The following is a 25,256-nucleotide window of genomic DNA, read 5'->3' as shown; positions in this document are numbered from 1 at the left end:
ACACACCTCCTCGGTTCAATTGATCCAATTCAAGACAAGATATCTTAAGTATATATTGATAAACAATGCTGGTTACAATAATATCCAATAAAATATTATATTTACATATTCTTGCGTAAAAAAGCCTATCCATCAATAAACAATTGTGGATAGGCTGTACTGCCAATCTAGTATTCCAAAGAGATTTTATATCATGTAGTGCTTGTTACCGGCCTATCCGCCCAGTCACAGGCACCTCGCGTGTTCCGGCTACCATGGATCCTGAACACAGGGGACAGGCTGGTGGCCCGGACGCTGCTCGTTTACTTACTTTTGCCGAAGGCACAGCTGGTTTCTGACGGAGCCATGCCTTGCAGCTGGAAGAGCTGCATTTCCAGATTGCAACGGTCTCAGTCCGTTCAGCATGGCCTGAACCTGAAGATTGCGAGCGGGAGGAGGTCGTGGCTGTTTGACTCACACCGGTGGTGCTGAATGCCTTGTGGTTGCGAATCTTACCACTGCCACGACGTTCACTGAGGCGATCCTCGTCACGTTCATTGTGGACCTCGAAGTCACGCTCACTGTGGCTGATAGAGCGGCGATGTACCACTTCCCGACCTTCGGATCGGGCACCCGATCGGGAACGTTGCCCTGATCCCTTGCTGTATGACGTATGATTGCTGGTTCGGCTTTCATCACGGTCTTTCCGTTTGTCTGGAACTTCCATGCCAAAGGCTTCAAGCAGAAAGCGGGATACATCTGCTGGCTTGCCGTGATGACTCGCTGGCGATGTAACATACAAGTACTGTTTGGCTCGCGTGATGGCAACATAAGCGAGCCGCCGCTCCTCTTCCAGCGCCATATCCAGTTCCGTATCGGTCTGTTGTACCGCCAGAGCAGCCTTCTGATCTTCAGGAATTTCCTGCCGCAGAGCTGTACTGTGAGGTACGATTCCCTCGCTGGCACCAATCCAGTAGACACATGGGAATTCCAGTCCCTTAGCCCGGTGGATGGTCATCAGCTGTACTGCATCACTGTCCTGGGCACGCCGCAGTGATTCCATCTCACGGTGTCTGCGGGAGAGTTCATCGGCAAACTCTATAAACTCTTCCACCGTTTCGAACTTTTTGGCTGCGGCTTCGAACTCATCCAGTGTCTCCAGCATCGTCTCCTTGTAGTGGGTGAAGATGCTGGGATCGCCGCTCTCCATATATTTGTCATAAAATTGGCGTCGCATCTCCTGGATGGCGATGACCGGTTTCATTTTGACCAGCGACTTAATCAGCTTGATGCGTTCCTTGACCTGTTCCTGCTGAAAGGGCTTCAGCTTGTCCCATTTGGCCAGATGGATCAGCGGATATTTTTTGGCCTGCTGCTGTTCGTTCCGCTGAATCCACTCCAGACCAGCATCACGGGATACGTAGAGTGGTCCAAGTGCACTTGGGAGAGCATCCACAGCGCGTGGATTCAGGGAGAGACGCATATGATCCATTAGGGGTCTGATAAGTGATTGATCGTAAAATACAGGAGAAGCCCCGTGCTGTACAAACGGCACATCTTTTAGCACCAACTGCTCAAACACTGCCCGGCTGCTGCTGGCTGTTCGGTGCAGGATCGCAATATCGCGATACGTGTGCAATCCTTCCTCAACCTGCTGGCAGAGCTGGTTCACGACCCAAGCTGCTTCCTCCTCTGCATTCGAAGGTGTGGCGAAGCGGGGCGCATCTCCGCGATGTCCGGCTGCACGAAGCCGCTTGTCGCGCCTTCGCTTGTTGCGGGCGACCAGTTCACTGCCAAGTCCGAGGATGCGTGCATCACTGCGATAATTGATATCCAGCGTCACGATCCGTGCACCAGGGTAAACTTTATCGAATTCAAGAATCGATTCCTGACGCGCTCCATTAAACGTATAGATGGTCTGGTCATCATCCCCCACAACCATCAGGTTGCGATGGGCCGAAGCCAGCTTCTGGACAATTTCATATTGCAGATTATTCGTATCCTGGAACTCATCGACCATAATGTACTGAAAACGCTGCTGCAGCGGCTTCAGCACAGCCGGATCCCGAAGCAGTGCTGCTGCCTTCAGTAAAATATCATCGAAATCCATTTTGTTTCGCTCTCGCTTCCAGTTCTCGTAACCAAGAAGAACCCGCTTGGCATCACGTTCCTCCTGCGACTTTTCGGGAAGGTCCGTTGTCTCGGAGCCTTGCATCTTCCATGCAGACAGCATGGACAGCAGACTCTCGGGTTGAAATGCTTCACTCATGCCATATTGGCGCAGAAGCATTTTGATTACGGTATGCTGGGCACGGGGTTCTCCAAAAATCTCTTCCTGTACACCGTAATGACGCAGCAGCGTCAGGGCGAAGGAGTGGAATGTACGGGCCTGCACCGCTCGCGCAGCTGCAGGACGTATGCCTGGCAGTGATGCGATGCGGTCTTTCATCTCGGCAGCGGCCTTGTTCGTAAACGTCACCAGCAGAATGCTGCCTGCATGAACACCGCTGACCTCCATGAGGTAGCCGGCTCGGGCAGCCAGTACGGTTGTTTTGCCGCAGCCCGCTCCGGCCAGCGTGAGCAGGGGCCCTTTGCCGTGACGGACGGCCGAGATTTGTGGCCCGTTCAGACGGATGCCTGCCTCTTCCAGGGAACGGAAGTAGAATGCATCCTGTTGATCATCGCCCACGAGCTGCCGACTGGTCTCCAGTGGAGCAGACGGGGACTGGGGCAAGGATGCCGCCGGAGTGACCCCGAGCGGACGGGCGTAGAACGTTGAGTTCGGGCTTAACATGTTTCATCCACCTCTGTATGCATTCAGGGATAGGACTATCCCGGTTAAAAGTAAACCATTTGCCCTTTTCACAATCACATTGTAAATTGGTATGATAGAGTTAGTCGCCTAAGCAGGCGGTTATGCAGGGCCAAAGCTTCATTATACCCGAACGTATGGTCCTGACGAAAGCCCCCGATTTCATCCATCATCGGCAGAAAACGGGCACTCGCGCGCGAATGCGCAACTTTTTGGCATGATATCGTATAAGTTATATACTATGAAAATTTAAAGAACAAATTGCAGTTGAATCGAGAGATTCAACGTCTGACGGGACAGAGGAGGAGATGTCATGAAATTGCTTCAACGTATCAAGAACGGAGCGAACAAGGCAACAGAGCGTGCCCAGCACGCCGTTGAGATTGGGAAATTAAACAATCAAATTGTGGGCTTGCAGCAGGAACAGGAAGTCCATTTTACAGATATGGGTCGCATCTTTTATGAGGGTTACCGTGCACAAGATATGACGCGTGCCGAAAAAGAGATGGTGGATCTGTCACATCTGTGCGACGAATTGCAGGATGAGATTGACGGTCTCCGCAGCAAAATTGCGGAACTCAAAAATGAGCGGTTGTGCGAATGTGGCCACGTTGCTTCATTGGATGCCAACTTCTGTCCGAAATGCGGACGCAAGCTGGGGGGATTCAAGGCCGCAGCAGCGGCATCCGCAGGTCCGGCTACAGCCAGACAGGAAGCGGCAGTAGCCCAAAGTACGGAACGGCCTTTTTATGATGAAACGATTGAAGAAGAAACGGACGAAGCCGAGCCATATCACACGGTAATTCCGTCCATTGCCGATCTGGAGACCGAATCCGAATACAACAGCACCGAATTCACACAGGAAGAAAAGGAAGCATTCGATGCAGAGTGGGAACGCCGCCGGGAAGAAGAAATGCTGCGCGAACGGGAACGGCAGCAGGAACTTGATGAGCGTATTCGCTATTGGAAAGAAAACAACCCGATCGTGAACACGGTTGACGTACAGACCGAAGTGCCTCGTGAAATGGTCAAGTGCCAGATTTGTGCAGCTGAGCTACCGAAAGGCTCGAAGTGGTGCCCACGTTGTGGTGCAGAACAGATCTGATGCAGTAGAGTCACTGCCACAGTAAGGTAAGGCAGTGTGGTTGCTGACAGCATGGGGGGACGGGAATATGGACCAACTGCTGCATCATCTGAATCATCTCGGGTTTACCGAGATGGAATCCAAAATTATGGTGGAACTTGCACGCCAAGGCTCTGCCTCAGGCTATGAGGTTGCTAAGAGGCTGGGCGTGTCCCGTTCCAATGTATATTCCACTTTGCAAAGACTCTCACAGCGCGGGTTTCTGCGCTGCAGTGCCGGAGAGCCTGCGAAGTACAGTGTGCTGAAACCGGAGGAGATGACCCGAATGATCTCCGGGCAGATGCGTGCATCTCTTGATTACGTACAGAGCAGCATGCCACAGCATGAACCCGAGAAACCGGTCTTCTACAATATTGAAGGTGACAAGAATGTGTTCGATAACCTGAGCCGCGAGCTGGCAGATGCCAAACACGAGATTGTCGTGGATATTTGGCGTGAGGAAGCCGAACTGCTGCAGGATCAACTGAAACGGGCAGAGGATCGCGGTGTCAGGCTGTTATGGTCATGTGATGGAGGCGAAGGCATGTTGGATCAGCCAGCGCCATGGCCGGGTCTGCCTCTATACGGTAATGGCAACGGGAGAAAATTCTCCATTGTCGTTGATCGACGCTGGTGCATGCTGGGGATGCGCGGGGAGTCCTGCGCAACTCAGGCTGTCGTGACAGAGCATCCGGTCATGACAGGTTTGCTGCTGAATCATTTTGCACAGGAATTGGTACTATACGAATTGGAACAGGATATGGGGGAAGAGCTGGAGTCTCGCTACGGACGTCGGTTTGGGCAGCTATCTGCACGTTACTGGTCGGTTCATGCCGGAGGAGATCAAGGCTAAGGCTAAGCCAAAGGTTCTGAGGCAACGGCCCTCGGTTGAGCTGGAGCAGAACAATCTATTGAGAACTCAATTTATGTAAAAAAACGAAGCAGGCGCTCCCACGAGACAGACGCCTGCTTTTTGTGATTTGAAGCAAAGCAGTGATGTTCATCACAGCACATGTGCCCTGCTGAGTTAGAGTAAGGTATGAAGTCATGCTAATTTTGAGAAACTGAAACTATGAACCCGAAACTCCATTTTGAACAACGTTTGAATCAGCCTTTGGGCACGTGATATAGAGCTTCGAGTACACTGATGTAATACTCCGGCCCATGAGGTACGAATTCGGAAGCTTGGATTAAACGATCCTGACGTGCCGGAAAGGGAGATGAGCATTCGCGATTATAATTCTGATCTGCTTGATTCACGGATTCTGGCAACGGTGTCTGCTCCGCATTCACCCCACTGGCCTGGATCGAATCCATTTCACCACGGAACAAGGCGAGCAGATCACTTAGAGGCACTTCATACAGGCTGTCCACTTCACTGGCCTGCAAGGTGTAAGCCTCAAGTGGCTGGTTCAGGCATAAACCATATACCGAGCTGATCTCCCGATCCATAAATGGTACGCCGCGAACCTCGCCTTGCAGCAGCTGCTTGGCAGTCATCAGATAAGTCAGGGCTTCAAAAGGGACATGTACTCCCAGCTCTTCCTCCAGTTCGCGACTTGCATCCTCAAGCTGCTCACCCGCACTAAGGTGTCCTGCTGCTGTAATGTCATAACAACCGGGGAAGGTATCCTTGATCTCGCGGCGACGTTGAAAAAGAACCATCCGCTGATCGCGATCGTCACGCACGATCCAGCAGTGGAATGAACGGTGCCAATATCCTTTGGCATGCACCTCACTGCGAAGCTCCGTGCCTAACCATTGCTGCTGATCGTCATAAATGTCGAAACGTTCTTGGGTCATAATACGTATCTCCTTATATAGCAAGTTTTAAAGTTCAAAATTTCACAAAGTATGTTTTAAACGAAAGGGGAACGAACGTATATGGAATGCATTGTACACTTTCAGGTCATCTATCCGCAACCACAGGAGCGTAAAAGTCTTAGAGGGCTTATCTTTGTTGGGCAAGGACAGGAACCGGCAAACCATCAGTTAACGACCATGTTTAAGGATATGGGATTCAACGTACGTCTTGAAGATGAGGCACAATTGCTGTTTAAACCGGTAGATGCTTCGGCAAACTTTGAATATATTCGGGTAACCGAACTCGATACCGGGGAAGAAGTTTATAAGGAAGATAAGGATCTGAAGTCGATTTTGGAGCATCTGCTGCCACGCCGATTCTAGACCATGATGATGTCTTAAAATAGTTTAAGTTACAGCAGCATTCATCTGCTCATGGCCATAATGAAAAAGGCCCCACCTTTAGGGTGAGACCTTTCATGCTGGAGCGGTTTCCTTTACATAAACAGTGACAGTAGTAACCCTGCTGATTATGCCGGGGCGCTGCTGCCTTCTGCCTCCAGCACTGAAGTACAGTGCGAGCAGCGGGTAGCTGCAGCCGGTATTTCGGACAGGCAGTACTTGCAAGCCTTGGTTGTTTTTTTCGGCTCAGGCTTTTTGTGCTCTTTGCTTTTAATATAATTGACGCCCTTGACGAGCATGAAAATGCAAAATGCAACAATCAGGAAATCAATAAGTATGTTGATGAATTGTCCGTAGGCGATAACTGTAGCGCCTGCCTCATTGGCTTGAGCCAATGTCGTTATTTCCTCTCCGCTGGCGGTTCTCATTTTCCCATCCAGATTAATGATTTTCTGACTGAAATCAATGCCTCCTAGCAGCTTCCCGACAGGGGGCATGATGATATCATTCACGAGGGACGTGACGATTTTGCCAAAAGCAGCCCCGATGATGACACCAACTGCCAGGTCGATCACGTTGCCGCGTACAGCGAATTCCTTAAACTCCTTAAGTATGCCTTTCATGTCTGCAATCTCCTTTGACCGATAAATTCATAGTTCAGGCCGCGCTTCCGTTATCATATTGTACAAAAAAAACACGCACCAATCACCCCCTAGTTACAAATTAAGACATGTTTTCACAATTTCCATGAAAATACTTCTTTATTTCACGCCGCCGATTCGGTATACTTCTAACATTGTCAGTTACGTTTACACTTTTATATTTCAGGTTCGCAATCATATATTGTAACGAATCTTGGAGCCAAAAATTAAATATGCCGTTACTCGTATATGTGCAGGAATAGGCCTGCATGTCTCTACCCGATCACCGGAATGATCGGACTACGGGAAAGATCTGCATGATCGCTATGATTGGGCACCCTCTCTAGGTAAATGACTGAAGGTATATGCCGAGAGTGGTTGTCGTGTATTGATATCCAATCTATTCATGTGTACATGCAGCATCCGATACGGCTTGTCCTGATAAGTACAAGTCCGTCTTTTCCCGTCTCCGGTTTTTCCGCAGCACGTGAAAAAGGCGGGCTTTTTGCTTTTTTACCATGGGATATGGACATGCTGGCTGGCTGTATAGAGGGCGCACAGGGGGAAGAATCACAATGCAATTGTTAAAAGACAAAGTAAGACAGGAAGGAATCGTCCTGTCCGAGCAGGTACTCAAAGTGGATTCATTCCTGAATCACCAGATGGACCCGGTTCTCATGAAGGAAGTGGGCAAGGAGTTTATCCGCCGTTTTGAAGGAGAGAACATTACGCGGGTGCTTACGATTGAATCGTCCGGAATTGCACCGGGCATCATGACTGCGCTGGAACTGAATGTGCCGCTGATTTTTGCGCGGAAGCAGAAGTCGCTGACACTCACGGAAGACATTTTGGTAGAGAAGGTGTACTCCTTCACCAAGCAGGAAACGAATGAAATTACGGTTGCCAAGAAGTTTATGCAGCCAGGCGACCGTGTGCTGATCATTGATGATTTTCTGGCGAATGGTGAGGCGGCTTTTGGTCTGGCACGCATTGTGGAGCAGGTTGGCGCTGAAGTGGTTGGCATCGGGATCGTCATTGAAAAAGCATTCCAACCGGGAGGCCGCTTGCTGAAAGAAGCGGGATATCGAGTGGAATCATTGGTTCGAATCAAAGCCCTGTCGGATGGACAGGTTACATTTGCGGACGAGGAGGGAACGAACTAATATGGCACGCGAGCGCATTTTCCAGCGGCACCGGCATCCCATCAAAACGTTCTCGCTTGGTCTGCAGCATGTCCTTGCAATGTACGCGGGAGCAGTAGTCGTACCACTTATCGTTAGTAATGCACTGGGCTTCACGCAGGAACAACTGACGTACCTGATTGCCATCGACCTGCTCGCTTGTGGTGTGGCAACGCTGCTGCAGGTATGGGGTAATCGTTATTTCGGGGTTGGACTGCCTGTCATGCTCGGCTGTGCGTTCCAGGCAGTATCTCCGATGATCTTGATTGGTCTGAATAGTGGGGTGTCTGCCATTTACGGGGCGGTCATCGCGTCAGGGATTTTCGTTGTGCTGTTCTCGGGGTTATTCGGCAAACTAATCCGTCTGTTTCCACCCGTTGTGACAGGTTCGGTCGTGACCATTATTGGTTTGACACTGATTCCTGTAGCGTTTAGAGATCTGGGGGGCGGTCAGGGAGCGGAAGACTTCGGCAGCGGGACAAACCTTCTGCTTGGGTTCGGCGTATTGCTGTTTATCATTCTGATGACCCGCTTCACGACAGGATTCATCCGTTCTATTGCCGTTCTGGTCGGCCTTCTTGCGGGGACGGTAGCAGCCGGCTTTATGGGCGAGGTTAATTTTGCTCCGATTCGTGAAGCAAGCTGGTTCCATGTGGTGAAGCCATTTTACTTCGGTACACCAACGTTTGAGATTGTTCCTATTCTGACGATGATCCTGGTAGCGATCGTAAGCGTGGCTGAATCGACAGGTGTATTTATGGCTCTCGGCAAAATATTGGACAAAGACTTGTCCTCCAAGGATCTGGCCCGTGGTTACCGTGCGGAAGGACTCGCGATTGTGATTGGCGGGATATTCAACTCATTCCCGTATACCACTTATTCGCAAAATGTAGGGCTTGTACAGATGACCCGTGTTAAAACGCGGGATGTTATCGTGGTAGCAGGTGGACTGCTGGTTGTGATCGGATTCGTACCGAAAATTGCAGCACTCGCACAGCTTGTACCCGGTTCCGTATTGGGCGGAGCGATGGTTGCGCTGTTCGGAATGGTCGTTTCCTCCGGTATCCGCATCATTGGCAGCCAGGTCGATTTGAATCGACATGAGAACCTGTTCATCATTGCCTGTTCCGTAGGGATGGGATTGGGCGTTACAGTCGTACCAGAGTTGTTTGCGGGTGCACCGGACTGGGCACAGATTATGCTCGGTAACGGAATCATTGCCGGCAGTTTTACGGCCATCTTTATGAATTTGCTGTTCAATGGTCTGGGGACTAAGGCGACGGCTGCCAAGATGGCTGAACAGCAGGCTGATGTGATTCTTGGAGAGTCAGGAAAATCGGCTTAAAGCTTGAATATAGGTACCGGAATGGTAGCTATGTTAACTCACAGGATGAATCAGTCACGATATGAATGAATACAGTTAATGGCATGATTGATTCACGGAATAAATGATATATCACCTAAACATCCGGATGGCTGCGTGGAAGAGCAGCGATCCGGATGTTTTTTTGTCTTCAGAGGAAAAGCAAGGGAACAAAATTTTTTATCTGAGTCCCTTACTACTATGGAGCCAGCGAAAACAGTTTGCCAGACTGCTTGATTCCTTGTATGTCTTTGGGTGGCATTGACCAATTATGGTGGCAGCAATTTAATAGAAAAAGGGCGATTCAAACCTCAGTCAGGTTCGGATCGCCTTTTGTTATTGAACAGACGGAACTTGCTTATTAAGAAAGCTACAGATGGCGCATCTGTTTCTCGGCAAAATCACCAACCCAAGGCAGCTTCAGCCATTTTCCCTGTAAACTGGTGACGACCATGATAATCCATACGACTACACCCAGCAGTGATAACAAGGATGCCACCAGGGGGCCGAAAAGAGGAAGAAATGCGGATAATACATGGCCAACCATGATAATGCCAAAGACCGTAACGGATTGGAGCGCGTGAAACAGCACAAACCGGCTGCGCTTTTCAACGGCCAGGAAGACGATACCGCCTACAAAAGTAAACAGGTAACAAAGCATGCCGGCAATATTTTCATCCAGACCGCTTGACGATTTCATTGGGGACATCCGGTCCAGCCTCCTTTGTCCTTTTTCTCTAAGGTATGAAGAAGGTGGACAGAACTGAACCATAAGTACTACGGAAGATATTCATTTTGAAGCGCAATCTTTAATATGTAGAAACCTATATGGAAACAAGGGCGCACCAGCCATAGGTATGGCTTGGATGTGCCCCAGTCAGTTTGCTAGATAATCAATGCACTTCAACGAATTTAAAGATCTTTTCGTTGAAAATTTCTGCGTGGATGAGTAACTTTGCCGATTTTGTCGGTATCGTTCTCTTTGGGTACAAGTCGTTCGTCAGTGCGGCCTTCGTGATGGTTGTCAAACATAAATTCGGTGAGTTTCCACTCTGATTTGCCCAGAACCGGATCGGCCGGGAAATGTTGACCCCGGTGCAGATGTTCCTCGCGTCCCGCTTCGTTGATGTAGACTCCGTCGACTTCCACCTTTTCATGCGAAAGGGGCAGCATATCCTGTTCTTCGCGGTCCATGAAACGGCGCCTCCTTTGGATACCATTAATTTAACTGTATGGGTTGTCCGTGATAATATCCCCCGAATAGTTCCGTGTTATGCTGGATAGAATTAATTCCGTACAGAAAGGACATATTCATAAAATATGATTCGGGATTAAACTTTTTGGGCGTAAAAACCGTTATAAATAATAAGTAAAATCGTCAAGTCGTAACATACTCCCGAATATGCTACAATAAGATTATGATTCACACTGAATCATATCGGGTATTTATAGTGTCAGGTACTTGCTTTTAGCGAGGTTCCCGACCTAAAGCTTGCTTTAAGCCGCGCACACAACTTCATGGATGGCATTTAAGACTTATTCGGCGTTCTCTAAACGGAGCATTCACTTTCAACGTTTTGGGAGGGAATTACAATGGCAACGAAAGGTCACAATGAGGTCAAAGAAAGTTTGAGGGAAATGACTCGGATTTTCCGTCCTAAGGATCCAAAAAAATTCGTGAAGGAGTACGTGAGGAAATACCGGATTACGGGTGGATATGAGGAAGAATTGACTTCTGTGGTCGAGCATGAGCTTGTCAAGATGGATTCTTCCGTGTCCTGAAACACCACATCACTGAATTATACTGTTCCGATATGAATAGAACCGTCTCCCGGGCGTCATGCTCCGGCAGACGGTTTTTTTTGTTGTTCTGTAGTTCACTCGGAGAGGGAACAGAGCTTTGCATCACTTTTGGGCTTTGTTGCATTCTTGCTGCATATACATGGAAGTACACATATGGCAGGAAGGATGAATGCATGTGGACCCTATTTTGAAAACGAGAGAAGAGATTGACTACATGCGGGAAGCAGGCCGGATTCTGCGAAGCTGCCACGAGCAAATTGAACAATGGCTCACTCCTGGTATAACCACAGCTGAAATTGACAGACGGGTTGAGGCATTTCTAACCGAAAGAGGAGCAACGCCGGAGCAAAAGGGATATAAGGGATATCCTTATGCAACCTGCGCTTCGGTCAACGAAGTTGTCTGTCACGGCTTCCCGGACGATCGGGAATTGGCCGCAGGGGATGTTGTGACCATTGATATGGTGGTAAACAAGGACGGCTGGCTTGCCGACTCGGCATGGACTTACGGGATCGGTGAACAACGCAGGTCCATCCGCAAGCTGATGAAACGAACGGAGAGGGCTCTCCATCGGGCTATAGCCCAAGCGGTCCCTGGAAACACGCTCGGGGATATCGGCAACGCTATTGAGCGTACCGCAAGGCTGTATCGATATGGTATTGTAAAGCCGCTCATTGGTCATGGTATTGGTCAATATATTCATGAACCACCCAATGTACTTCCTTATGGCAAACGCAGAACGGGCATGATGCTCACCGAAGGCATGGTCATTACGATAGAGCCGATATTTACGAGGGGAAGTTCTGGAGCGGTATTTTGGGATGAAGATGGATGGACTGTCAGGACAGTGGACGGAAGCTGGGGAGTCCAATATGAACACACGATAGCGATAACCCGGGATGGACCTCTTATTCTGACAGATGGATCATAAATCCACTAAGGGACAGAATTGATCAGTTCCAGTGTTAATTTAAAATGTAACTATATTACAGGGATGGCGCTTCATGCCGGTTCATCGTTGTAAATGAGAGCTGAATGAGCGCCACTTCCCAGTAGATCTGGAAAAAGGCAAATGGAGATAAAGCAGCAATCCCTTTGCATAATACTGCATGTTTTTAACGTGATAAAAATCACCAAAAGAACACGTTAAATCACCGAAATATGGCAAATATTTTCAAATTAAGAGGTTTACATTTATAACTGAAATCGTTTGCAAACTAAGTTGTGGTGCGGATTTTTACATAAAGTGAACAATTTGTGAACATGTGTCCAAAGATTGACAAAATCATACCCTCAACTTATATTTAATAAGTGATTGAACCATATAGAATGAATTGGAAGAATGCGCAGACATGCCCTATGAAGGAAATGATGGGGGTTCTGGAAGCGTTATTTTTGTAAGCGTTCTGTATGACGGACAGGATTATGCGTATCGGGTTGAAACAGGTTGAATGAGCTAGGCCTTCGAACGACGACGGTAATCTACGAAAATGTAAAAAAGTGGGGTAGATCAATGATGAAACAGTGGCAGGTTGCAAAGCGAATTCTCCCCTTGCTGGCGGTGTTCTCTTTGCTGCTATCCGCATGCGGGCGGGAAGACTTGTCGGTAATGAAACCTCAGGGTCCTGTGGCGCAAGGCCAATATGATCTGATGAAGCTGTCCATTGCGATTATGATCGTGGTGCTCATCATTGTATTTGCCATAGCTGCGTATGTGCTGATCCGGTTTCGCAGGCGGGCCGGGCAGAATGAAGTGCCCGAACAGGTTGAAGGCAATTTCAAGCTGGAAGTTATTTGGACAGCCATTCCGTTATTGCTTGTTATTGTATTGGCCGTACCGACGGTTCAGACGATTTTTGCCCAAGGCGAAGATCTGTCCAAGGACAAAAATGCAATTCAGGTCAAAGTTACCTCGCATCAGTATTGGTGGGAATTCACTTATCCTCAATATGATGTCACCACCTCTCAAGATCTAATCATCCCGACCGGCAAGAAAATCGCATTCGAATTAAAAACCGCTGACGTGCTTCATTCCTTCTGGGTGCCGTCACTTGCGGGCAAAATGGACACAAACCCGGATGGAACAGTGAACAAATTTAGTTTTTCGGCTCCGAATGAAGGCGTTTACCGCGGGAAATGTGCAGAGCTCTGCGGAAGGTCTCATGCCTATATGGAGTTCAAGGTAAAAGCAGTCAGCCAGGAATCCTTCGACAGATGGGTCAATGAAATGAAAGCTCCAGCGGTATTGCCGGAAGATACACAGCTTGCTGAGAAATTCAAAACAAACTGTCTCTCTTGCCACGCTGTAGGAGATCAGGGCGGACCGGTTGCGCCGAATCTCACAGGAATCGGTGGTAAGGAATCGGTTGCCGGAATTCTGCTGAACCAGCGTGAGGGACAAGAAGAAGGCAATCCGGTACTGGATAACATGAAACAATGGCTCCATGATCCGCAATCCGTGAAGCCAGGCAATACGATGCCGAATCCAAAAGATCTTGGACTTACGGATGAAGAAATCGACGGAATTGCCGAATATCTAGCCAACTACAAATTGGACTATGAATAGAACAGCAAGGACGAAGAAGGGGGTACACAACCTTGGCTCATGCTCATAGCGTCAAGCGGTACAGGGGCTTGATGGATTGGATCACCACCGTCGATCACAAAAAAATCGCCATTCTTTATTTAATTGCAGGCGGATTTTTCTTCGGGATTGGCGGGATTGAAGCCATTTTAATCCGGATTCAGCTGATGAAGCCGATGAATAGTTTTGTATCGGCACAGGTGTTCAACGAATTGATTACCATGCACGGAACAACAATGATATTTCTCGGAGTCATGCCAATCATATTTGCCATTATGAATGCTGTTGTACCGTTGCAGATTGGTGCCCGGGACGTCGCATTTCCATTTGTCAATGCACTTGGTTTCTGGACGTTTCTGTTTGGTGGACTGCTGCTCAACCTGAGCTGGATTATGGGCGGGGCACCTGATGCAGGCTGGACCTCCTACACGCCACTCTCTAGTAGTGAATATAGCGGGACACACGGTGTGGATTTCTACACAATCGGTCTCCAGATTGCCGGTCTGGGAACACTCATCGGGGGCATTAACTTTCTTGCTACCATCATCACGATGCGTGCGCCAGGCATGTCCTACATGCGGATGCCGATGTTTACCTGGACAACATTTATTACATCAGCCATTATCCTTTTTGCATTCCCTGCCATTACGGTGGGATTGGTGCTGCTAACATTTGACCGTATTCTGGGAGCCAACTTCTTCGATGTTGCGAATGGTGGTAACCCGGTACTCTGGCAGCACATTTTCTGGATCTTCGGACATCCTGAAGTGTATATACTCATCTTGCCGGCCTTTGGTATTATTTCGGAAGTTATTCCGACCTTTGCACGCAAAAGATTGTTTGGTTACAGCTCCATGGTGTTTGCAACCATCCTGATTGCCTTCCTGGGATTCATGGTCTGGGCGCATCACATGTTTACAACAGGTTTGGGTAATGTCGCAAACGCGCTCTTCTCAATATCAACCATGTTGATTGCTGTACCGACAGGAATCAAAATCTTTAACTGGCTCTTTACGATGTGGGGTGGACAGATCCGCTTTACAGCAGCGAACCTGTTTGCTGTTGGATTCGTTCCAACCTTCGTCATGGGTGGTGTTACGGGTGTCATGCTGGCATCTGCACCGGCCGATTTCCAGTTTCATGATACGTACTTTGTCGTGGCCCACTTCCACTACGTTATCGTTGGCGGATTGGTGCTTGGCTTGTTCTCGGGATTGCATTACTGGTGGCCAAAAATGTTTGGTCGCATCCTGAGTGAAACGCTTGGAAAATGGACATTCTGGACGTTCATGATCGGTTTCCAATTGACGTTCTTTGTACAGCATTTCCTGGGTCTCATGGGAATGCAGCGCCGGATCGTTACATACTTGCCGAACCAGGATTTCGACCTGCTTAATCTGGTCAGCTCCATTGGAGCATTCCTGATGGGAGTTGGGGTGATCATGTTCCTCGTGAACATCGTAATCACAACGAGAAAACCGGTCGACGCACCAAATGATCCGTGGGAGGATGGCCGTACGTTGGAATGGTCCATTCCATCTCCGCCGCCAGAATATAACTTCAAGCAGACTCCGCTTGTTCGCGGGATCGATGCATATTGGAAGGAAAAGATGGCAGGTCATACCGAAATGACTCCGGCCGAACCGGTAGGTTCGATTCATATGCCATCTGCGACTCCACTGCCATTTGTCATGTCTGTCGGTATTTTCATTGCCGGACTGGGTCTGATGTTCAGCAAGGACGATTTTGGCAATGCTTTTATGAATGGACTGTTCAATAACTATATTGTGGTCATTGTCGGCCTTCTGATTACATTCGGAGCGATGGCGCTGCGTTCACTCTATGATGACCATGGCTGGCATATCGAACCGGAAGATCAGGATGAGAAGGGGGTTAGAACATGACAACTTCACATGCCGAACCGGTGAACGGCCAACTGCCGCATGAACCGGAGAAAGCAACGCTGGAGGGACGCAACAAGCTTATTGGCTTCTGGTTGTTCCTTGGCGGGGAGACGGTATTGTTCGGTACACTCTTCGCAACCTTTCTGGCACTTCGGAACCAAACGAATGAGGGCCCATCAGCCAATGAATTGTTTCATTTGCCTCTCGTGGCAGCAGCTACCTTCATCCTACTCGTCAGCAGTCTGACAAGTGTTTTTGCGATCCAGGCCATGCACCGGGGCAACCGCAACGCGTTGGCGCTTTGGCTCGGAATAACGGTAGTGTTGGGCCTTGGATTCCTTGGTATTGAAATTTATGAATTCTATGAATATGTGGTGCACAAAGAGTTCGGGATGACAACCAGTGCATTCAGCTCGGCTTTTTACACCCTGGTTGGCTTCCACGGCGCCCACGTTGCATTCGGTATTCTGTGGATCGGACTTATTATCGGGCAGCTGTTCAGAAAAGGATTAACGGTCGTAACCGCACCAAAGGTGTACGTCTCCGCAATGTACTGGCACTTTATTGACGTGGTCTGGGTGTTTATCTTTACGGTCGTTTACCTGCTCGGAAAGGTGGGGTAACACATGTCGGTACAGGATAAAAGTGATCAACAACCTGTGAAGCATCGTCACCGAACAGAAGGACCACAGAAACACGTTGTTGTGTTTATATTCTCAATCGTCTTGACACTCATTGCGTTCGCAGCCGTGAAGGCAGGGGGCATGAATACGTCCTTTACCATTATCCTTCTGGTGGTCATGGCAATCCTTCAGGTTTTTGTTCAGCTTGGATATTGGATGCACATGAAGGATAAGGGGCATTTGATGCCAATCCTGTTTATGGCGTTCGGATTTTTCGTAGCATTCACGTGCATCATTATGGCGCTTTATTGGGTTTGGTGGTAAATGAGATGGCGGCGGCGCAGAGCCGCCGTCTTTTCCCCTTTTTGGCGATCCAAATCCATGTAACGAATTCCAGAAAACAACCATATTAGATCACCGGGAGGTTTCCCGTATGCTCGGGTTGCAATATTTTAGTTTCAACGATTTATGGAGTCCGCTAATTCTTGCTTTTTTTCTGCTTATCGCAGCTGCATATCTGGTCGTCGTAGGTCCATTGAGTGAGAGAATCAAGGATGCAGAGCCGGCAACGGTTGCTCAAAAAAACATGTTTATCATTGGTCTAGCTGTATTCTATCTCGCGCAAGCCGGGCCATTTAATCTGCTGGGGCATGTCATGTTCAGTTTCCACATGGTGAGCATGGCTTTGTCTTATCTGGTAGCGCCACCGTTATTAATGAAGGGTCTGCCTGCGTGGGTATGGCGCAAAATGCTTCGATGGCTGCCAACACGGCAGCTCTCCTTCTTGGCTCATCCAATCGTGGCGGCCCTGCTTTTCAATGGACTATTCTCCTTATATCATCTGCCTGTTGTGCATGATTTTGTGATGCTCAATTTTACAGTCCACCGATTATATTACCTGGTTCTCTTTATAACCTCCATGCTCATGTGGTGGACACTTCTTAATCCGCTGCCAGAAAGAAGACAGGCATCAGGACTGTCGAAGATCGGATTTATCTTTCTCAACATGGTACTGCTGACACCCGCTTGTGGTCTGATTATCTTTGCGTCCGAGCCGTTATATGCAACGTATAGCAACCCGGGTGTATGGGCTGAAGCGATGCGGTATTGTGTATCCGGGGACTCCTCGGCCTTGCTGCGCACTTTCGGAGGTCCAGCCTTCTTCAACTTTCTGTCCTCTGCCAAGGAGGATCAGCAGGTGGGCGGGATTGTGATGAAATTCATTCAGGAGGGTATCTTCGTTTCCATGCTGGCTTATGTCTTTTTCCAATGGTATCGCAAGGAAAAACGCGAAGATGATGATGACCCATATCCTGTAGAGAGTTCCGGTGGGCCGCTTAATCCTGCGAAATAAGCCAAGTCATGTTTAGACAAGAGGGGGAATACACGATGATGGATATACATTTTCTGCTGCCTACGATCAGTACTTCTTTCATTGTAATTAGTGCTGTGCTGGTGGGAATTGGGTGGGGGTTGATTATTCGTGGAAAACGTGAGGCACACCAAACCGCGATGGTTGCAGGAGCCGTTGCTGCCTTGCTGTTCTTTGTGATTTATATGTCTCGTACGATCTTTGTTGGAAATACCGCCTGGGGCGGTGATCCTGAGATGGAGATTTTCTACCGGATCTTTTTGATATTTCATATTATTCTCGCTACGGCAGCAGCTGTCTTTGGTATCTCCACACTGGTACTGGGTTTCAAAAAGAAGTTTGCAACTCATCGCCGCTGGGGACGATTTACTTCCATGGTCTGGTTCAGTAGTGCACTGACTGGCGTCATTGTGTATGTATTGTTATACCTCCTATATCCTGGCGGGCATACACGTCCTGTATGGGAAGTCATTCTTGGGTTGTAGAATTTGAGCAATTTCCCTATGAAAATATGAAAATGGATGAATCGATCCGTTGATTCGTCCATACCTTCTCTCACATCCATTCATAGAATGAGATCGAGAGGGGGGAAGACAAATGAAAAAAACAGTCCAAGTCAGTCAAACGTATCCACGTCTTACGGTGTATTCAGAGGAGAACTATAACGGAAGAAGCCGGATTTACCGTGGCAACACGGGTCTTCGCAATCTGGACAACATTCTGGGTGGGGTAGAGAGCCTGCGCTTTTTCTCGACAAGTTCGAATGCAACGCTGGTTGTGTTTACGAGACCAAACTTTCAAGGTGGGTTCCGTGTTTATCGTGGCAACACCAACTTGAGAGATTTGGATGATCTGATCCGTGGGAATGATGTGGAATCCCTGATTTCCACTAATCAACGGCTGACACTAGCCGAGATTCGTGCCATCCGTCGTAATCGCCGTTTGCCAAGCGGCTACACTCTGGTTTAAAAGTTAGACCTCTTCTGTATACAGTTGCCGTGAAAATGAAAGAGTTGACCCCACTTTGTGTTCGCACAATTTCGGAGTCAGCTCTCTTTTTTTGTGCCTGCAAATTTACAGCTCAATACAGTTATTGAACGATCATAGTGGTACGTGCCGCGCTATCTGCCTGAAAGGCCCGTCACGCTCAGGAGTTCAGCAGCATGGAAAAGGAAATAAGCCCCTGGAATATTCCTGATTCAGGAAAATAAGGGTTGACGGCACAGAGGTGCAGTCTGTATACTGTGTATATTGATATATACAGTAAACACAGTGAACACAGCTTGCACAGTAAAGCGTGAGATGGAAAGGCAGGCAATGTTATGAATGATTGGAAGCAGGCTTGGTGGTTAACCCGCAGCGAATGGAGCAAGGATCGTCTTCAATGGTTATGGTCTGCGATGTTTATGATCTACGTTGGAGCTATGGGTGGTGTCATGTTATATGGACAGAGAGAGGAAAATGTACTTAACACGATTTCCGATTCCTACTTCATGCTTATGATTCCATTTCAGGGATTTATCTTCTCCAGACGCTCTTTCCGCTACATACAGGAAGATTCGTATACACAGATGCTGACCTACTATCGCAGACTTCCCATCTCGGCAGAAACAGTCATGTGGGGACGCATTCAGCAGGCATTGCTGGCCTTTATCTATAATGGCATATTCCACTATGGCGCATTGTATGTCTCCGTTATGCATCTGGAAGGGTTCCGATGGGATCAATATTTGGCCTTTGCCCTAACTTGTACAGGATATGGGGTTCTGATTACAGGGTTCTATATCTTTGGAGAGTTTTTACACACTGGCAAAAAGTATTTGTTAATCAGCATGCTGTTTATACCCGTGATTGTCCTTATTGCGATTATAATTCGACTCATGGGCGGGAACGGAGTGCAATATGCCGTAGAGATCAGTAAAACCTGGGGGTTGTTATCACCTTTTATGTGGGTTTCGTTAATCCTAGGTTTTGCGGTGTTGTGGTTGCTTAGTCGCATCACACTCAGGAAATTATCGAAACGGGATTTAAGTTAAAGTTAGGCCAAATACAGAACGACATCGAGGATGACCGGCACTATCGTGCAAGTGAACTGAAGTGTACGCGAGGGTGAGGTGCAGGGCTTGAATATACCGATTCAAATTAATGAAAACAGTGCTGAACCTTTATATCACCAAATTGAAAACCAGCTAAGATCTTTAATTATAACGGGTCAATTGGGGGAGGGAATGCATTTGCCGTCCATTCGAGAATTCGCAGGATCATTGAACTGCAGCGTTATTACTGTTCGCCGGGTCTATCAGGATTTGGAGAATGAAGGCTTGCTTCGAACGAAGCAGGGTACGGGGACGTTCGTAGCCAAAGTTGAGGCAGGAGACCGGGAAACGTACAAATTGACAGCAGCAAGAGAAGCACTGCAGGCAGCAGTGCAGTCAGGTAAATCCGTTGGATGCAGTGAGGAAGAAATGGCTAGATTGTTCCAAGAGATTCTTCAGATCTACTATCCGAAGTGAGGAGGGACCAAACATGGAACCAATAGCGGTTCAGTTAAACGGTGTATCCAAGATACGCAAGCGTAGAATTATTGGCCCTATTGATCTCGCAATTCCCGAAGGATACGTCGTCGCCATATTGGGACATAACGGTTCAGGGAAGAGCACCCTGCTGAATATGCTTCAGCGTGTCGTGCTACCGGATTCCGGTCAGATCATGTGGTTCGGACAGCATTACGAAAGTGAACTTCCTACAGAGCTGAGAGAGCATATTGGTTTTGTTGCAGACGGTGGAGGTTCGGAAGAAGACAATATAACCGCTGTTGAAGCTGCCAGATTCCGGGCGCATTGGTATACCCGTTGGGATGCGAAATTTTTCAACCAGCTCATGGATGATATGGATGTTCCTTATGATGTGAAGTTAAAGAAGTTGTCCAAAGGAGAACGTCGCAAGTTCGAAATAGCGGCTGCGCTTGCTGCACGGCCGAGATTGCTTCTGCTGGATGAGCCTTCTTCAGGGCTTGACCCCTTTGCCTGGAGGGTTATGGTAGAACAATTCCGCAATTTCATGGCGGATGGGGATACCACCATTTTGATAGCTACACATATTGCTGATGAAGTGAAGCGTCTCGCTGATTACATCGTGCTGATGCACCGGGGACAATCGCTTGGCATGGCAGAGAAAGATGTGGTACTCGATCAATGGAGAGAAATCTGGTACGAAGGTGATCTTAGGCCTGAGAGTATACCGGGGGCTGTTGAGTCGAAGCAGGAGGCTGGAGCCATTCGGGTGATTACGACCCGGGTCGTTGAAGCGCAGGAGAGGCTGGAGCTTGCGGGTAATCGCATAATGAAGATCCGAAACCTGGAGCTGGACGAAGTACTGCAATATTGGATTGAAGGGTATGCTCCGACACTGTGGAGATAAAAGAAGGGGGACGATAGATGATGAACAGATTGGAACTGAAACAGGTAGTGAAGCAATATGCGGATAAGACAGCTGTTAATGGCGTTACGCTCAATGTGGGAGAAGGCGAAATCTACGGACTGCTGGGCGCCAATGGTGCTGGTAAAACAACAACGATGCGTATGGTCCTTGGACTGATTCATCCGGATGGTGGGGAGATACGATATAACGGCAAGCCTTATAGTACCGAGCTGCAGCAGATCATGGGTTATCTTCCGGAAGAACGCGGGCTCTATCCCAAGGTTAAGGTCAGTGATCAGATCAATTACTTGGCCCGCCTTCGCGGCATGAATGGCAAAGATGCGGACAAAAGCTTGAGGTATTGGCTCGATCGTTTCGAAGTCCCCGAGTATTACGACAAAAAGATTGAAGAATTATCGAAGGGTAATCAGCAAAAGATGGGCTTTATTGCTGCGGTAGTACACCGTCCTCAAATTCTTATTTTGGATGAAGCGTTTAGTGGTCTTGATCCAGTGAATGTGGAATTGCTCAAATCCACCGTCAAGGAATTGCGTGACGAGGGAACGGCCATTCTGTTCTCGACACATCGTATGGAGCATGTAGAAGAACTTTGTCGTCAGATAACAATCCTGCATCGCTCGAATACTGTGGTTCAAGGCGAGATCAAGGAGATCAAGAACCGCTATCCACGTGAGCAGGTGTACCTAAACACTACTGGCAGCGTCGATGGCTTGGAGCAGCTGGCTGGTGTGAAAAAGGTAGAACGAAACGAGCGTGGATATCTCATCCATATCGCTCAGGTGGAGGCGGCGCAGGAGATTTTGAAACACGCAATGATGCAGACTACCGTAGAGCATTTTGAAATCAAAGAACCAACGCTTAACCAAATCTTTATTCGTGAGGTAGGTGAGTCGAATGAATAAAATGGGAACAATCATCGGATTTACGTTCAAAAACAAGGTTAAAACGAAATCATTTGTAGTTACGACAATTGTACTCGCACTTTTAATATCGATTGGACTTAATGTGCCCTATTTCATTACCTTGTTTAATGGTGGCTCAGGTGGCGGTGGAACTGCAGGAAGCAACCCTGTAAACATTGGACTACTGAGTGCTGGACAGCCTGAATTGTCGGAGAAGCTGGAGAAGTTCTCATCCGCACAAGGAGATCAGGCGTACCGATTCATTGCTGCTGGTGATAAAGATGAAGCAGCGCTGAAGGCAGACGCAGAATCCGGGCTTACCGATGGATATCTGAAGTTCGAGGCGGCCCAAGGACAGGAGTTCCCGCAACCGATCCTGTATTCAACGGAAGAGGTGTCCCCTCAAATTATTGCTTCTATAGAAGCTGCGCTGCAAAGTGTGAAGCTGGATGTCGTTGTGAAGGATGTTCTTACAGATGAACAAAAGGAACTGATTAATACGCCTGTTAAGGTAAGCGAGCAAAGCTTAACTGTGGATGAGGGGGGATCTGATGCCGCGTCCGAGAATGGAATGAGCCCGATCAACTACATTGTAGTCTACCTGCTGATCATCCTGCTGTTCACATCCACAATGATGACCGGTAACATGATTGCGTCCGAAATTACTGCAGAGAAGAGCTCGCGCATTATGGAAATTTTGATTACGAGCGTGTCTCCACTCAGTCAGATGTTTGGCAAAATCATCGGTATATTTATGGTCGGTCTGCTTCAAATCGGTATTTTCGGTGCAGTGGTTGCCGGGAATGTGCTGCTTCCTCATAACCGTGATGTATTGAGTGAATTCAGTTTGAATCTGAGTGATGTGAATTTAGCTGTGATTGCATACGGACTTATCTTTTACATTCTTGGTTACTTCCTATACGCTGTGATGTTTGCTGCGATTGGTTCAATGGTTAGCCGTACGGAAGAATTGGGTCAAGCGGTTCTGCCGATTACGATGCTGTCACTGGTTTCTTTCTACATTGCAATCTTCAGTATTTCAACGCCGAATATTTTGCTCTTAAAAGTTGCCAGCTTCATTCCGTTCACCTCGCCTACGGCCATACTGGTACGGATCGGGGCGGGGGTTGCACCAACGTGGGAGATTATCGTGTCTCTGGTCATACTGGCCGTATCGATATTAATCTTCGGCTGGCTTGCTGCCAAAATCTATCGCACAGGTGTACTGATGTATGGTAAGCGTCCAACTTTCAAGGAGCTATTTAAGGCGATGCGAGCTTACAAAATTTAAGTTATTTCAAGTACTTACTTACTACTACTACTCTACTATTACTGCTTTAAGAAGTAATCAAAATAAGGGAAGAGGGGACCATCCTAGGGAAAAGGTGGAACCCCTCCCAGTCTATTATCGTAATATGGATGGATGTTCATTCATTGAACTAATAGATTTAATCTACTATATATCTAAAAGGAGAATACATAATATGAAAAACTGGAAACGCATGCTCTTATCCCTCACAATCTCGGTGGGTTTGCTCGCTTCAGCTGCGCCGGCCATGGCTGCACCTCAAGGGACTTCTGTTAAAGTCAATGACCAGGCAGTGGAGTACAATGTAGGAGCACCAATTAATAATAAGGGAACTACATTGGTTCCGCTTCGCTCCACACTTGATGCGATGGATGTGAAGCTGACGACTGCGACAGATGATACGATTACAGCAGTAGTGGATGGCAAAACGATTACACTCAAAAGCAAGCTTACACGCATTAATGGCGTAACGTATGCACCGATCCGTATCGTAGGTGACGCTACAGGTTACGAAGTAAACTGGGATGCGAAGACCCGCACAGTGCTGCTTGTCTCCAAGGGAACTGAAACTGCCGCAAAAACGGGTAGCCGCGGATTCATGTGGGAAGTGGAAAGCAACGGTAACACGGTATATCTGGTAGGCTCCATGCATATTGCGGACGATAGCTTCTATCCATTGCCTGAGGAGTTTGAAGAGGCCTTCGCTGAAGCGGATTATCTGGGCGTAGAGGTTGATGTAAGTAAAGGGGCTGACGAGGCACAACAACAGTTGGTTCTGGATCTGGGAACTTACAAGGATGGAACAACACTGAAGGATCATGTTTCAAGCGAGACGTACACCAAGCTGGGGGATGTTCTCAAGAAAAACGGACTGGAGCCTAATGCACTGGATGCATTCAAGCCCTGGGTTGTAGAGAGTACACTTGCCAGCCTGAAAGCGGCGACGGCCGGATATGAGGCTTCAGCGGGAGTGGATCTATATTTCATTCAAAAGGCGATCGAACGTAAACTTCCGGTTATTGAACTGGAGTCTTACGAGTCCCAACTGGGCATGTTTAACGACTTCTCGAAAGAATTGCAAGAAGAAACACTGAGTGCAACACTGGATAACTTCGATGTATTGGATAGCAGCGTAGACCAAATGGCTGAGATGTGGAAAACGGGTAACGACGAGCAGTTGTTAGACTTCACTAATAACTTCTCTGATAACGAGGAGTACAACAAAGCAATGCTGATCGACCGTAACATTGGCATGGCTGACAAGATTGATGGGTATTTGAAGAGTGATAAGAAAGAGGAGTACTTTATCGTTGTAGGTGCTGCCCACTACCTGGGTGAGCACGGAATCGTGAAATTGCTTGAGGATAAAGGTTACACAGTAGAACGTAAATAACAACAATGATTTCTAAACATACCCCGTTCAAATCCAGTAGGATTGAACGGGGTATGTTTATTATATAGAAGAAAGACTATCATCTACTATCGTAGGAGTTCTACGCAGTCACTTGAAACACAGGAATACTATAATGAGAAAAATAATTATAATTAAACTCTTTACAAGTTGTTTGAGTCTGTGATATATTAATTGTCCGGCCAAGAAAACACGAGAAACACGGTGCGGTAAGCAAAACAAATAAGCTTCGAAAGAAACTTAAAAAAAAGTGCTTGCTAAATTGGTTCGGACGTGATAATATATAAGAGTTGCTGAAGAGAACAACACTCGGATGCAAACGAAGTTTGATCTTTGAAAACTGAACAACGAGTGAGTAATCATCCTGCTTGCAGGATGAACGTGAAGGTTTTCGGTACAAGTCATCTGACTGTATGAAAACCGGAGCACAATTGAGATTTTTAATCTCGTCAGATTCAAAATGAGCTAATCGCTCTTTTCAATACCCCAGATGATTTTCATAGCGTCTAACCGCGCTGCTGAAATCCATCTTTATTGGAGAGTTTGATCCTGGCTCAGGACGAACGCTGGCGGCATGCCTAATACATGCAAGTCGAGCGGAGT

The 25,256-nt window shown here is 47.9% G+C and carries 25 protein-coding genes, 1 rRNA gene and 1 riboswitch; of the genes, 21 read left to right on the top strand and 5 right to left on the bottom strand.

Annotated features, from left to right (window positions below):
* Positions 1-205: 205 nt before the first annotated feature.
* Positions 206-2,773 (bottom strand): UvrD-helicase domain-containing protein, encoded by a 2,568-nt coding sequence (locus AB3N00_RS25240; protein ID WP_413037032.1) that lies wholly within the window; start codon positions 2,771-2,773, stop codon positions 206-208.
* A gap of 331 nt (positions 2,774-3,104) precedes the next feature.
* Between AB3N00_RS25240 and AB3N00_RS25235 the strand changes: the two genes are divergently transcribed.
* Together AB3N00_RS25235 and AB3N00_RS25230 are read left to right on the top strand one after the other, a co-directional pair.
* On the top strand, positions 3,105-3,896 hold the full coding sequence (locus tag AB3N00_RS25235) for a zinc ribbon domain-containing protein (RefSeq protein WP_413037031.1): 792 nt from the start codon (positions 3,105-3,107) through the stop codon (positions 3,894-3,896).
* 67 nt (positions 3,897-3,963) lie between these two features.
* Complete coding sequence (locus tag AB3N00_RS25230) at positions 3,964-4,767, top strand: TrmB family transcriptional regulator (protein WP_413037030.1); 804 nt, start codon at positions 3,964-3,966, stop codon at positions 4,765-4,767.
* A 254-nt stretch (positions 4,768-5,021) separates the two neighbouring features.
* Here AB3N00_RS25230 and AB3N00_RS25225 read toward each other — a convergent pair whose 3' ends face one another.
* Positions 5,022-5,717 (bottom strand): NUDIX hydrolase, encoded by a 696-nt coding sequence (locus tag AB3N00_RS25225; protein WP_413037029.1) that lies wholly within the window; start codon positions 5,715-5,717, stop codon positions 5,022-5,024.
* A gap of 81 nt (positions 5,718-5,798) precedes the next feature.
* Between AB3N00_RS25225 and AB3N00_RS25220 the strand changes: the two genes are divergently transcribed.
* Positions 5,799-6,101: a hypothetical protein gene (locus AB3N00_RS25220; RefSeq protein WP_175394890.1), complete on the top strand. Its 303-nt coding sequence runs from the start codon at positions 5,799-5,801 to the stop codon at positions 6,099-6,101.
* Positions 6,102-6,247: 146 nt separating this feature from the next.
* On the opposite strand, the gene mscL is transcribed toward AB3N00_RS25220, so the two are convergent.
* Entirely contained in the window at positions 6,248-6,742 is a 495-nt protein-coding gene (mscL, locus tag AB3N00_RS25215; protein ID WP_413037028.1) for a large conductance mechanosensitive channel protein MscL, read from the bottom strand.
* 241 nt (positions 6,743-6,983) lie between these two features.
* Positions 6,984-7,083, top strand: a riboswitch (purine riboswitch).
* A 252-nt stretch (positions 7,084-7,335) separates the two neighbouring features.
* Between mscL and AB3N00_RS25210 the strand changes: the two genes are divergently transcribed.
* Both AB3N00_RS25210 and AB3N00_RS25205 read left to right on the top strand, forming a co-directional pair.
* Entirely contained in the window at positions 7,336-7,923 is a 588-nt protein-coding gene (locus tag AB3N00_RS25210; RefSeq protein WP_413037027.1) for a xanthine phosphoribosyltransferase, read from the top strand.
* A gap of 1 nt (position 7,924) precedes the next feature.
* Positions 7,925-9,286 (top strand): nucleobase:cation symporter-2 family protein, encoded by a 1,362-nt coding sequence (locus AB3N00_RS25205; RefSeq protein WP_413037026.1) that lies wholly within the window; start codon positions 7,925-7,927, stop codon positions 9,284-9,286.
* Positions 9,287-9,674: 388 nt separating this feature from the next.
* Here AB3N00_RS25205 and AB3N00_RS25200 read toward each other — a convergent pair whose 3' ends face one another.
* Complete coding sequence (locus AB3N00_RS25200; protein ID WP_413037025.1) at positions 9,675-10,013, bottom strand: DUF4870 domain-containing protein; 339 nt, start codon at positions 10,011-10,013, stop codon at positions 9,675-9,677.
* Between the two features lie 203 nt (positions 10,014-10,216).
* Entirely contained in the window at positions 10,217-10,498 is a 282-nt protein-coding gene (locus AB3N00_RS25195; protein ID WP_413037024.1) for a transposase, read from the bottom strand.
* A 399-nt stretch (positions 10,499-10,897) separates the two neighbouring features.
* Here AB3N00_RS25195 and AB3N00_RS25190 point away from each other — a divergent pair, with 399 nt between their 5' ends.
* The 16 genes from AB3N00_RS25190 to AB3N00_RS25115 form a co-directional block, all read left to right on the top strand.
* Positions 10,898-11,086: a hypothetical protein gene (locus AB3N00_RS25190; protein ID WP_017690840.1), complete on the top strand. Its 189-nt coding sequence runs from the start codon at positions 10,898-10,900 to the stop codon at positions 11,084-11,086.
* 190 nt (positions 11,087-11,276) lie between these two features.
* Entirely contained in the window at positions 11,277-12,038 is a 762-nt protein-coding gene (gene map / locus AB3N00_RS25185) for a type I methionyl aminopeptidase (RefSeq protein WP_413037023.1), read from the top strand.
* A gap of 582 nt (positions 12,039-12,620) precedes the next feature.
* Positions 12,621-13,673 (top strand): cytochrome c oxidase subunit II, encoded by a 1,053-nt coding sequence (gene coxB / locus AB3N00_RS25180; RefSeq protein ID WP_175394883.1) that lies wholly within the window; start codon positions 12,621-12,623, stop codon positions 13,671-13,673.
* Between the two features lie 71 nt (positions 13,674-13,744).
* Positions 13,745-15,595 (top strand): cytochrome c oxidase subunit I, encoded by a 1,851-nt coding sequence (gene ctaD, locus AB3N00_RS25175; RefSeq protein WP_413037212.1) that lies wholly within the window; start codon positions 13,745-13,747, stop codon positions 15,593-15,595.
* Positions 15,592-16,218: a cytochrome (ubi)quinol oxidase subunit III gene (locus AB3N00_RS25170; protein WP_413037022.1), complete on the top strand. Its 627-nt coding sequence runs from the start codon at positions 15,592-15,594 to the stop codon at positions 16,216-16,218. Before ctaD ends, AB3N00_RS25170 begins: the two co-directional genes overlap by 4 nt.
* A 3-nt stretch (positions 16,219-16,221) precedes the next feature.
* Positions 16,222-16,542, top strand: a complete 321-nt coding sequence (locus tag AB3N00_RS25165; protein WP_413037021.1) for a cytochrome C oxidase subunit IV family protein — start codon at positions 16,222-16,224, stop codon at positions 16,540-16,542.
* A gap of 109 nt (positions 16,543-16,651) precedes the next feature.
* A complete protein-coding gene (gene ctaG, locus AB3N00_RS25160) occupies positions 16,652-17,572 on the top strand; it encodes a cytochrome c oxidase assembly factor CtaG (protein ID WP_413037020.1) in 921 nt (306 codons plus the stop codon).
* Positions 17,573-17,610: 38 nt separating this feature from the next.
* Positions 17,611-18,075 (top strand): DUF420 domain-containing protein, encoded by a 465-nt coding sequence (locus AB3N00_RS25155; RefSeq protein ID WP_413037211.1) that lies wholly within the window; start codon positions 17,611-17,613, stop codon positions 18,073-18,075.
* A gap of 112 nt (positions 18,076-18,187) precedes the next feature.
* On the top strand, positions 18,188-18,559 hold the full coding sequence (locus AB3N00_RS25150; protein ID WP_413037019.1) for a hypothetical protein: 372 nt from the start codon (positions 18,188-18,190) through the stop codon (positions 18,557-18,559).
* Between the two features lie 353 nt (positions 18,560-18,912).
* Positions 18,913-19,626 (top strand): hypothetical protein, encoded by a 714-nt coding sequence (locus AB3N00_RS25145; RefSeq protein WP_413037018.1) that lies wholly within the window; start codon positions 18,913-18,915, stop codon positions 19,624-19,626.
* An 87-nt stretch (positions 19,627-19,713) separates the two neighbouring features.
* Entirely contained in the window at positions 19,714-20,103 is a 390-nt protein-coding gene (locus tag AB3N00_RS25140; RefSeq protein WP_413037017.1) for a GntR family transcriptional regulator, read from the top strand.
* 13 nt (positions 20,104-20,116) lie between these two features.
* Positions 20,117-21,010, top strand: coding sequence for an ATP-binding cassette domain-containing protein (locus AB3N00_RS25135; protein WP_413037016.1), 894 nt, complete (start codon positions 20,117-20,119; stop codon positions 21,008-21,010).
* Positions 21,011-21,030: 20 nt separating this feature from the next.
* Positions 21,031-21,933: an ABC transporter ATP-binding protein gene (locus AB3N00_RS25130; protein ID WP_413037210.1), complete on the top strand. Its 903-nt coding sequence runs from the start codon at positions 21,031-21,033 to the stop codon at positions 21,931-21,933.
* Complete coding sequence (locus AB3N00_RS25125; RefSeq protein WP_413037015.1) at positions 21,926-23,224, top strand: ABC transporter permease; 1,299 nt, start codon at positions 21,926-21,928, stop codon at positions 23,222-23,224. Before AB3N00_RS25130 ends, AB3N00_RS25125 begins: the two co-directional genes overlap by 8 nt.
* A gap of 193 nt (positions 23,225-23,417) precedes the next feature.
* On the top strand, positions 23,418-24,635 hold the full coding sequence (locus tag AB3N00_RS25120; RefSeq protein ID WP_413037014.1) for a TraB/GumN family protein: 1,218 nt from the start codon (positions 23,418-23,420) through the stop codon (positions 24,633-24,635).
* A gap of 549 nt (positions 24,636-25,184) precedes the next feature.
* A 16S ribosomal RNA gene (locus AB3N00_RS25115) occupies positions 25,185-25,256 on the top strand; the annotation flags it as partial.

It is taken from the genome of Paenibacillus xylanilyticus (genome assembly GCF_047246825.1).
Taxonomy (GTDB): domain Bacteria; phylum Bacillota; class Bacilli; order Paenibacillales; family Paenibacillaceae; genus Paenibacillus; species Paenibacillus xylanilyticus_B.
Note: the sequence above shows the minus strand (reverse complement) of the source record. Positions and strands in the feature narration are given on the sequence as shown.

Bases quoted from the DNA above. Each gene is read 5' to 3' on its own strand.
- AB3N00_RS25240 (WP_413037032.1), bottom strand. From the start codon at position 2,773: ATGTTAAGCCCGAACTCAACGTTCTACGCCCGTCCGCTCGGGGTCACT.
- AB3N00_RS25235 (WP_413037031.1), top strand. From the start codon at position 3,105: ATGAAATTGCTTCAACGTATCAAGAACGGAGCGAACAAGGCAACAGAG.
- AB3N00_RS25230 (WP_413037030.1), top strand. From the start codon at position 3,964: ATGGACCAACTGCTGCATCATCTGAATCATCTCGGGTTTACCGAGATG.
- AB3N00_RS25225 (WP_413037029.1), bottom strand. From the start codon at position 5,717: ATGACCCAAGAACGTTTCGACATTTATGACGATCAGCAGCAATGGTTA.
- AB3N00_RS25220 (WP_175394890.1), top strand. From the start codon at position 5,799: ATGGAATGCATTGTACACTTTCAGGTCATCTATCCGCAACCACAGGAG.
- mscL (WP_413037028.1), bottom strand. From the start codon at position 6,742: ATGAAAGGCATACTTAAGGAGTTTAAGGAATTCGCTGTACGCGGCAAC.
- AB3N00_RS25210 (WP_413037027.1), top strand. From the start codon at position 7,336: ATGCAATTGTTAAAAGACAAAGTAAGACAGGAAGGAATCGTCCTGTCC.
- AB3N00_RS25205 (WP_413037026.1), top strand. From the start codon at position 7,925: ATGGCACGCGAGCGCATTTTCCAGCGGCACCGGCATCCCATCAAAACG.
- AB3N00_RS25200 (WP_413037025.1), bottom strand. From the start codon at position 10,013: ATGTCCCCAATGAAATCGTCAAGCGGTCTGGATGAAAATATTGCCGGC.
- AB3N00_RS25195 (WP_413037024.1), bottom strand. From the start codon at position 10,498: ATGGACCGCGAAGAACAGGATATGCTGCCCCTTTCGCATGAAAAGGTG.
- AB3N00_RS25190 (WP_017690840.1), top strand. From the start codon at position 10,898: ATGGCAACGAAAGGTCACAATGAGGTCAAAGAAAGTTTGAGGGAAATG.
- map (WP_413037023.1), top strand. From the start codon at position 11,277: ATGCATGTGGACCCTATTTTGAAAACGAGAGAAGAGATTGACTACATG.
- coxB (WP_175394883.1), top strand. From the start codon at position 12,621: ATGATGAAACAGTGGCAGGTTGCAAAGCGAATTCTCCCCTTGCTGGCG.
- ctaD (WP_413037212.1), top strand. From the start codon at position 13,745: ATGGATTGGATCACCACCGTCGATCACAAAAAAATCGCCATTCTTTAT.
- AB3N00_RS25170 (WP_413037022.1), top strand. From the start codon at position 15,592: ATGACAACTTCACATGCCGAACCGGTGAACGGCCAACTGCCGCATGAA.
- AB3N00_RS25165 (WP_413037021.1), top strand. From the start codon at position 16,222: ATGTCGGTACAGGATAAAAGTGATCAACAACCTGTGAAGCATCGTCAC.
- ctaG (WP_413037020.1), top strand. From the start codon at position 16,652: ATGCTCGGGTTGCAATATTTTAGTTTCAACGATTTATGGAGTCCGCTA.
- AB3N00_RS25155 (WP_413037211.1), top strand. From the start codon at position 17,611: ATGGATATACATTTTCTGCTGCCTACGATCAGTACTTCTTTCATTGTA.
- AB3N00_RS25150 (WP_413037019.1), top strand. From the start codon at position 18,188: ATGAAAAAAACAGTCCAAGTCAGTCAAACGTATCCACGTCTTACGGTG.
- AB3N00_RS25145 (WP_413037018.1), top strand. From the start codon at position 18,913: ATGAATGATTGGAAGCAGGCTTGGTGGTTAACCCGCAGCGAATGGAGC.
- AB3N00_RS25135 (WP_413037016.1), top strand. From the start codon at position 20,117: ATGGAACCAATAGCGGTTCAGTTAAACGGTGTATCCAAGATACGCAAG.
- AB3N00_RS25130 (WP_413037210.1), top strand. From the start codon at position 21,031: ATGAACAGATTGGAACTGAAACAGGTAGTGAAGCAATATGCGGATAAG.
- AB3N00_RS25125 (WP_413037015.1), top strand. From the start codon at position 21,926: ATGAATAAAATGGGAACAATCATCGGATTTACGTTCAAAAACAAGGTT.
- AB3N00_RS25120 (WP_413037014.1), top strand. From the start codon at position 23,418: ATGAAAAACTGGAAACGCATGCTCTTATCCCTCACAATCTCGGTGGGT.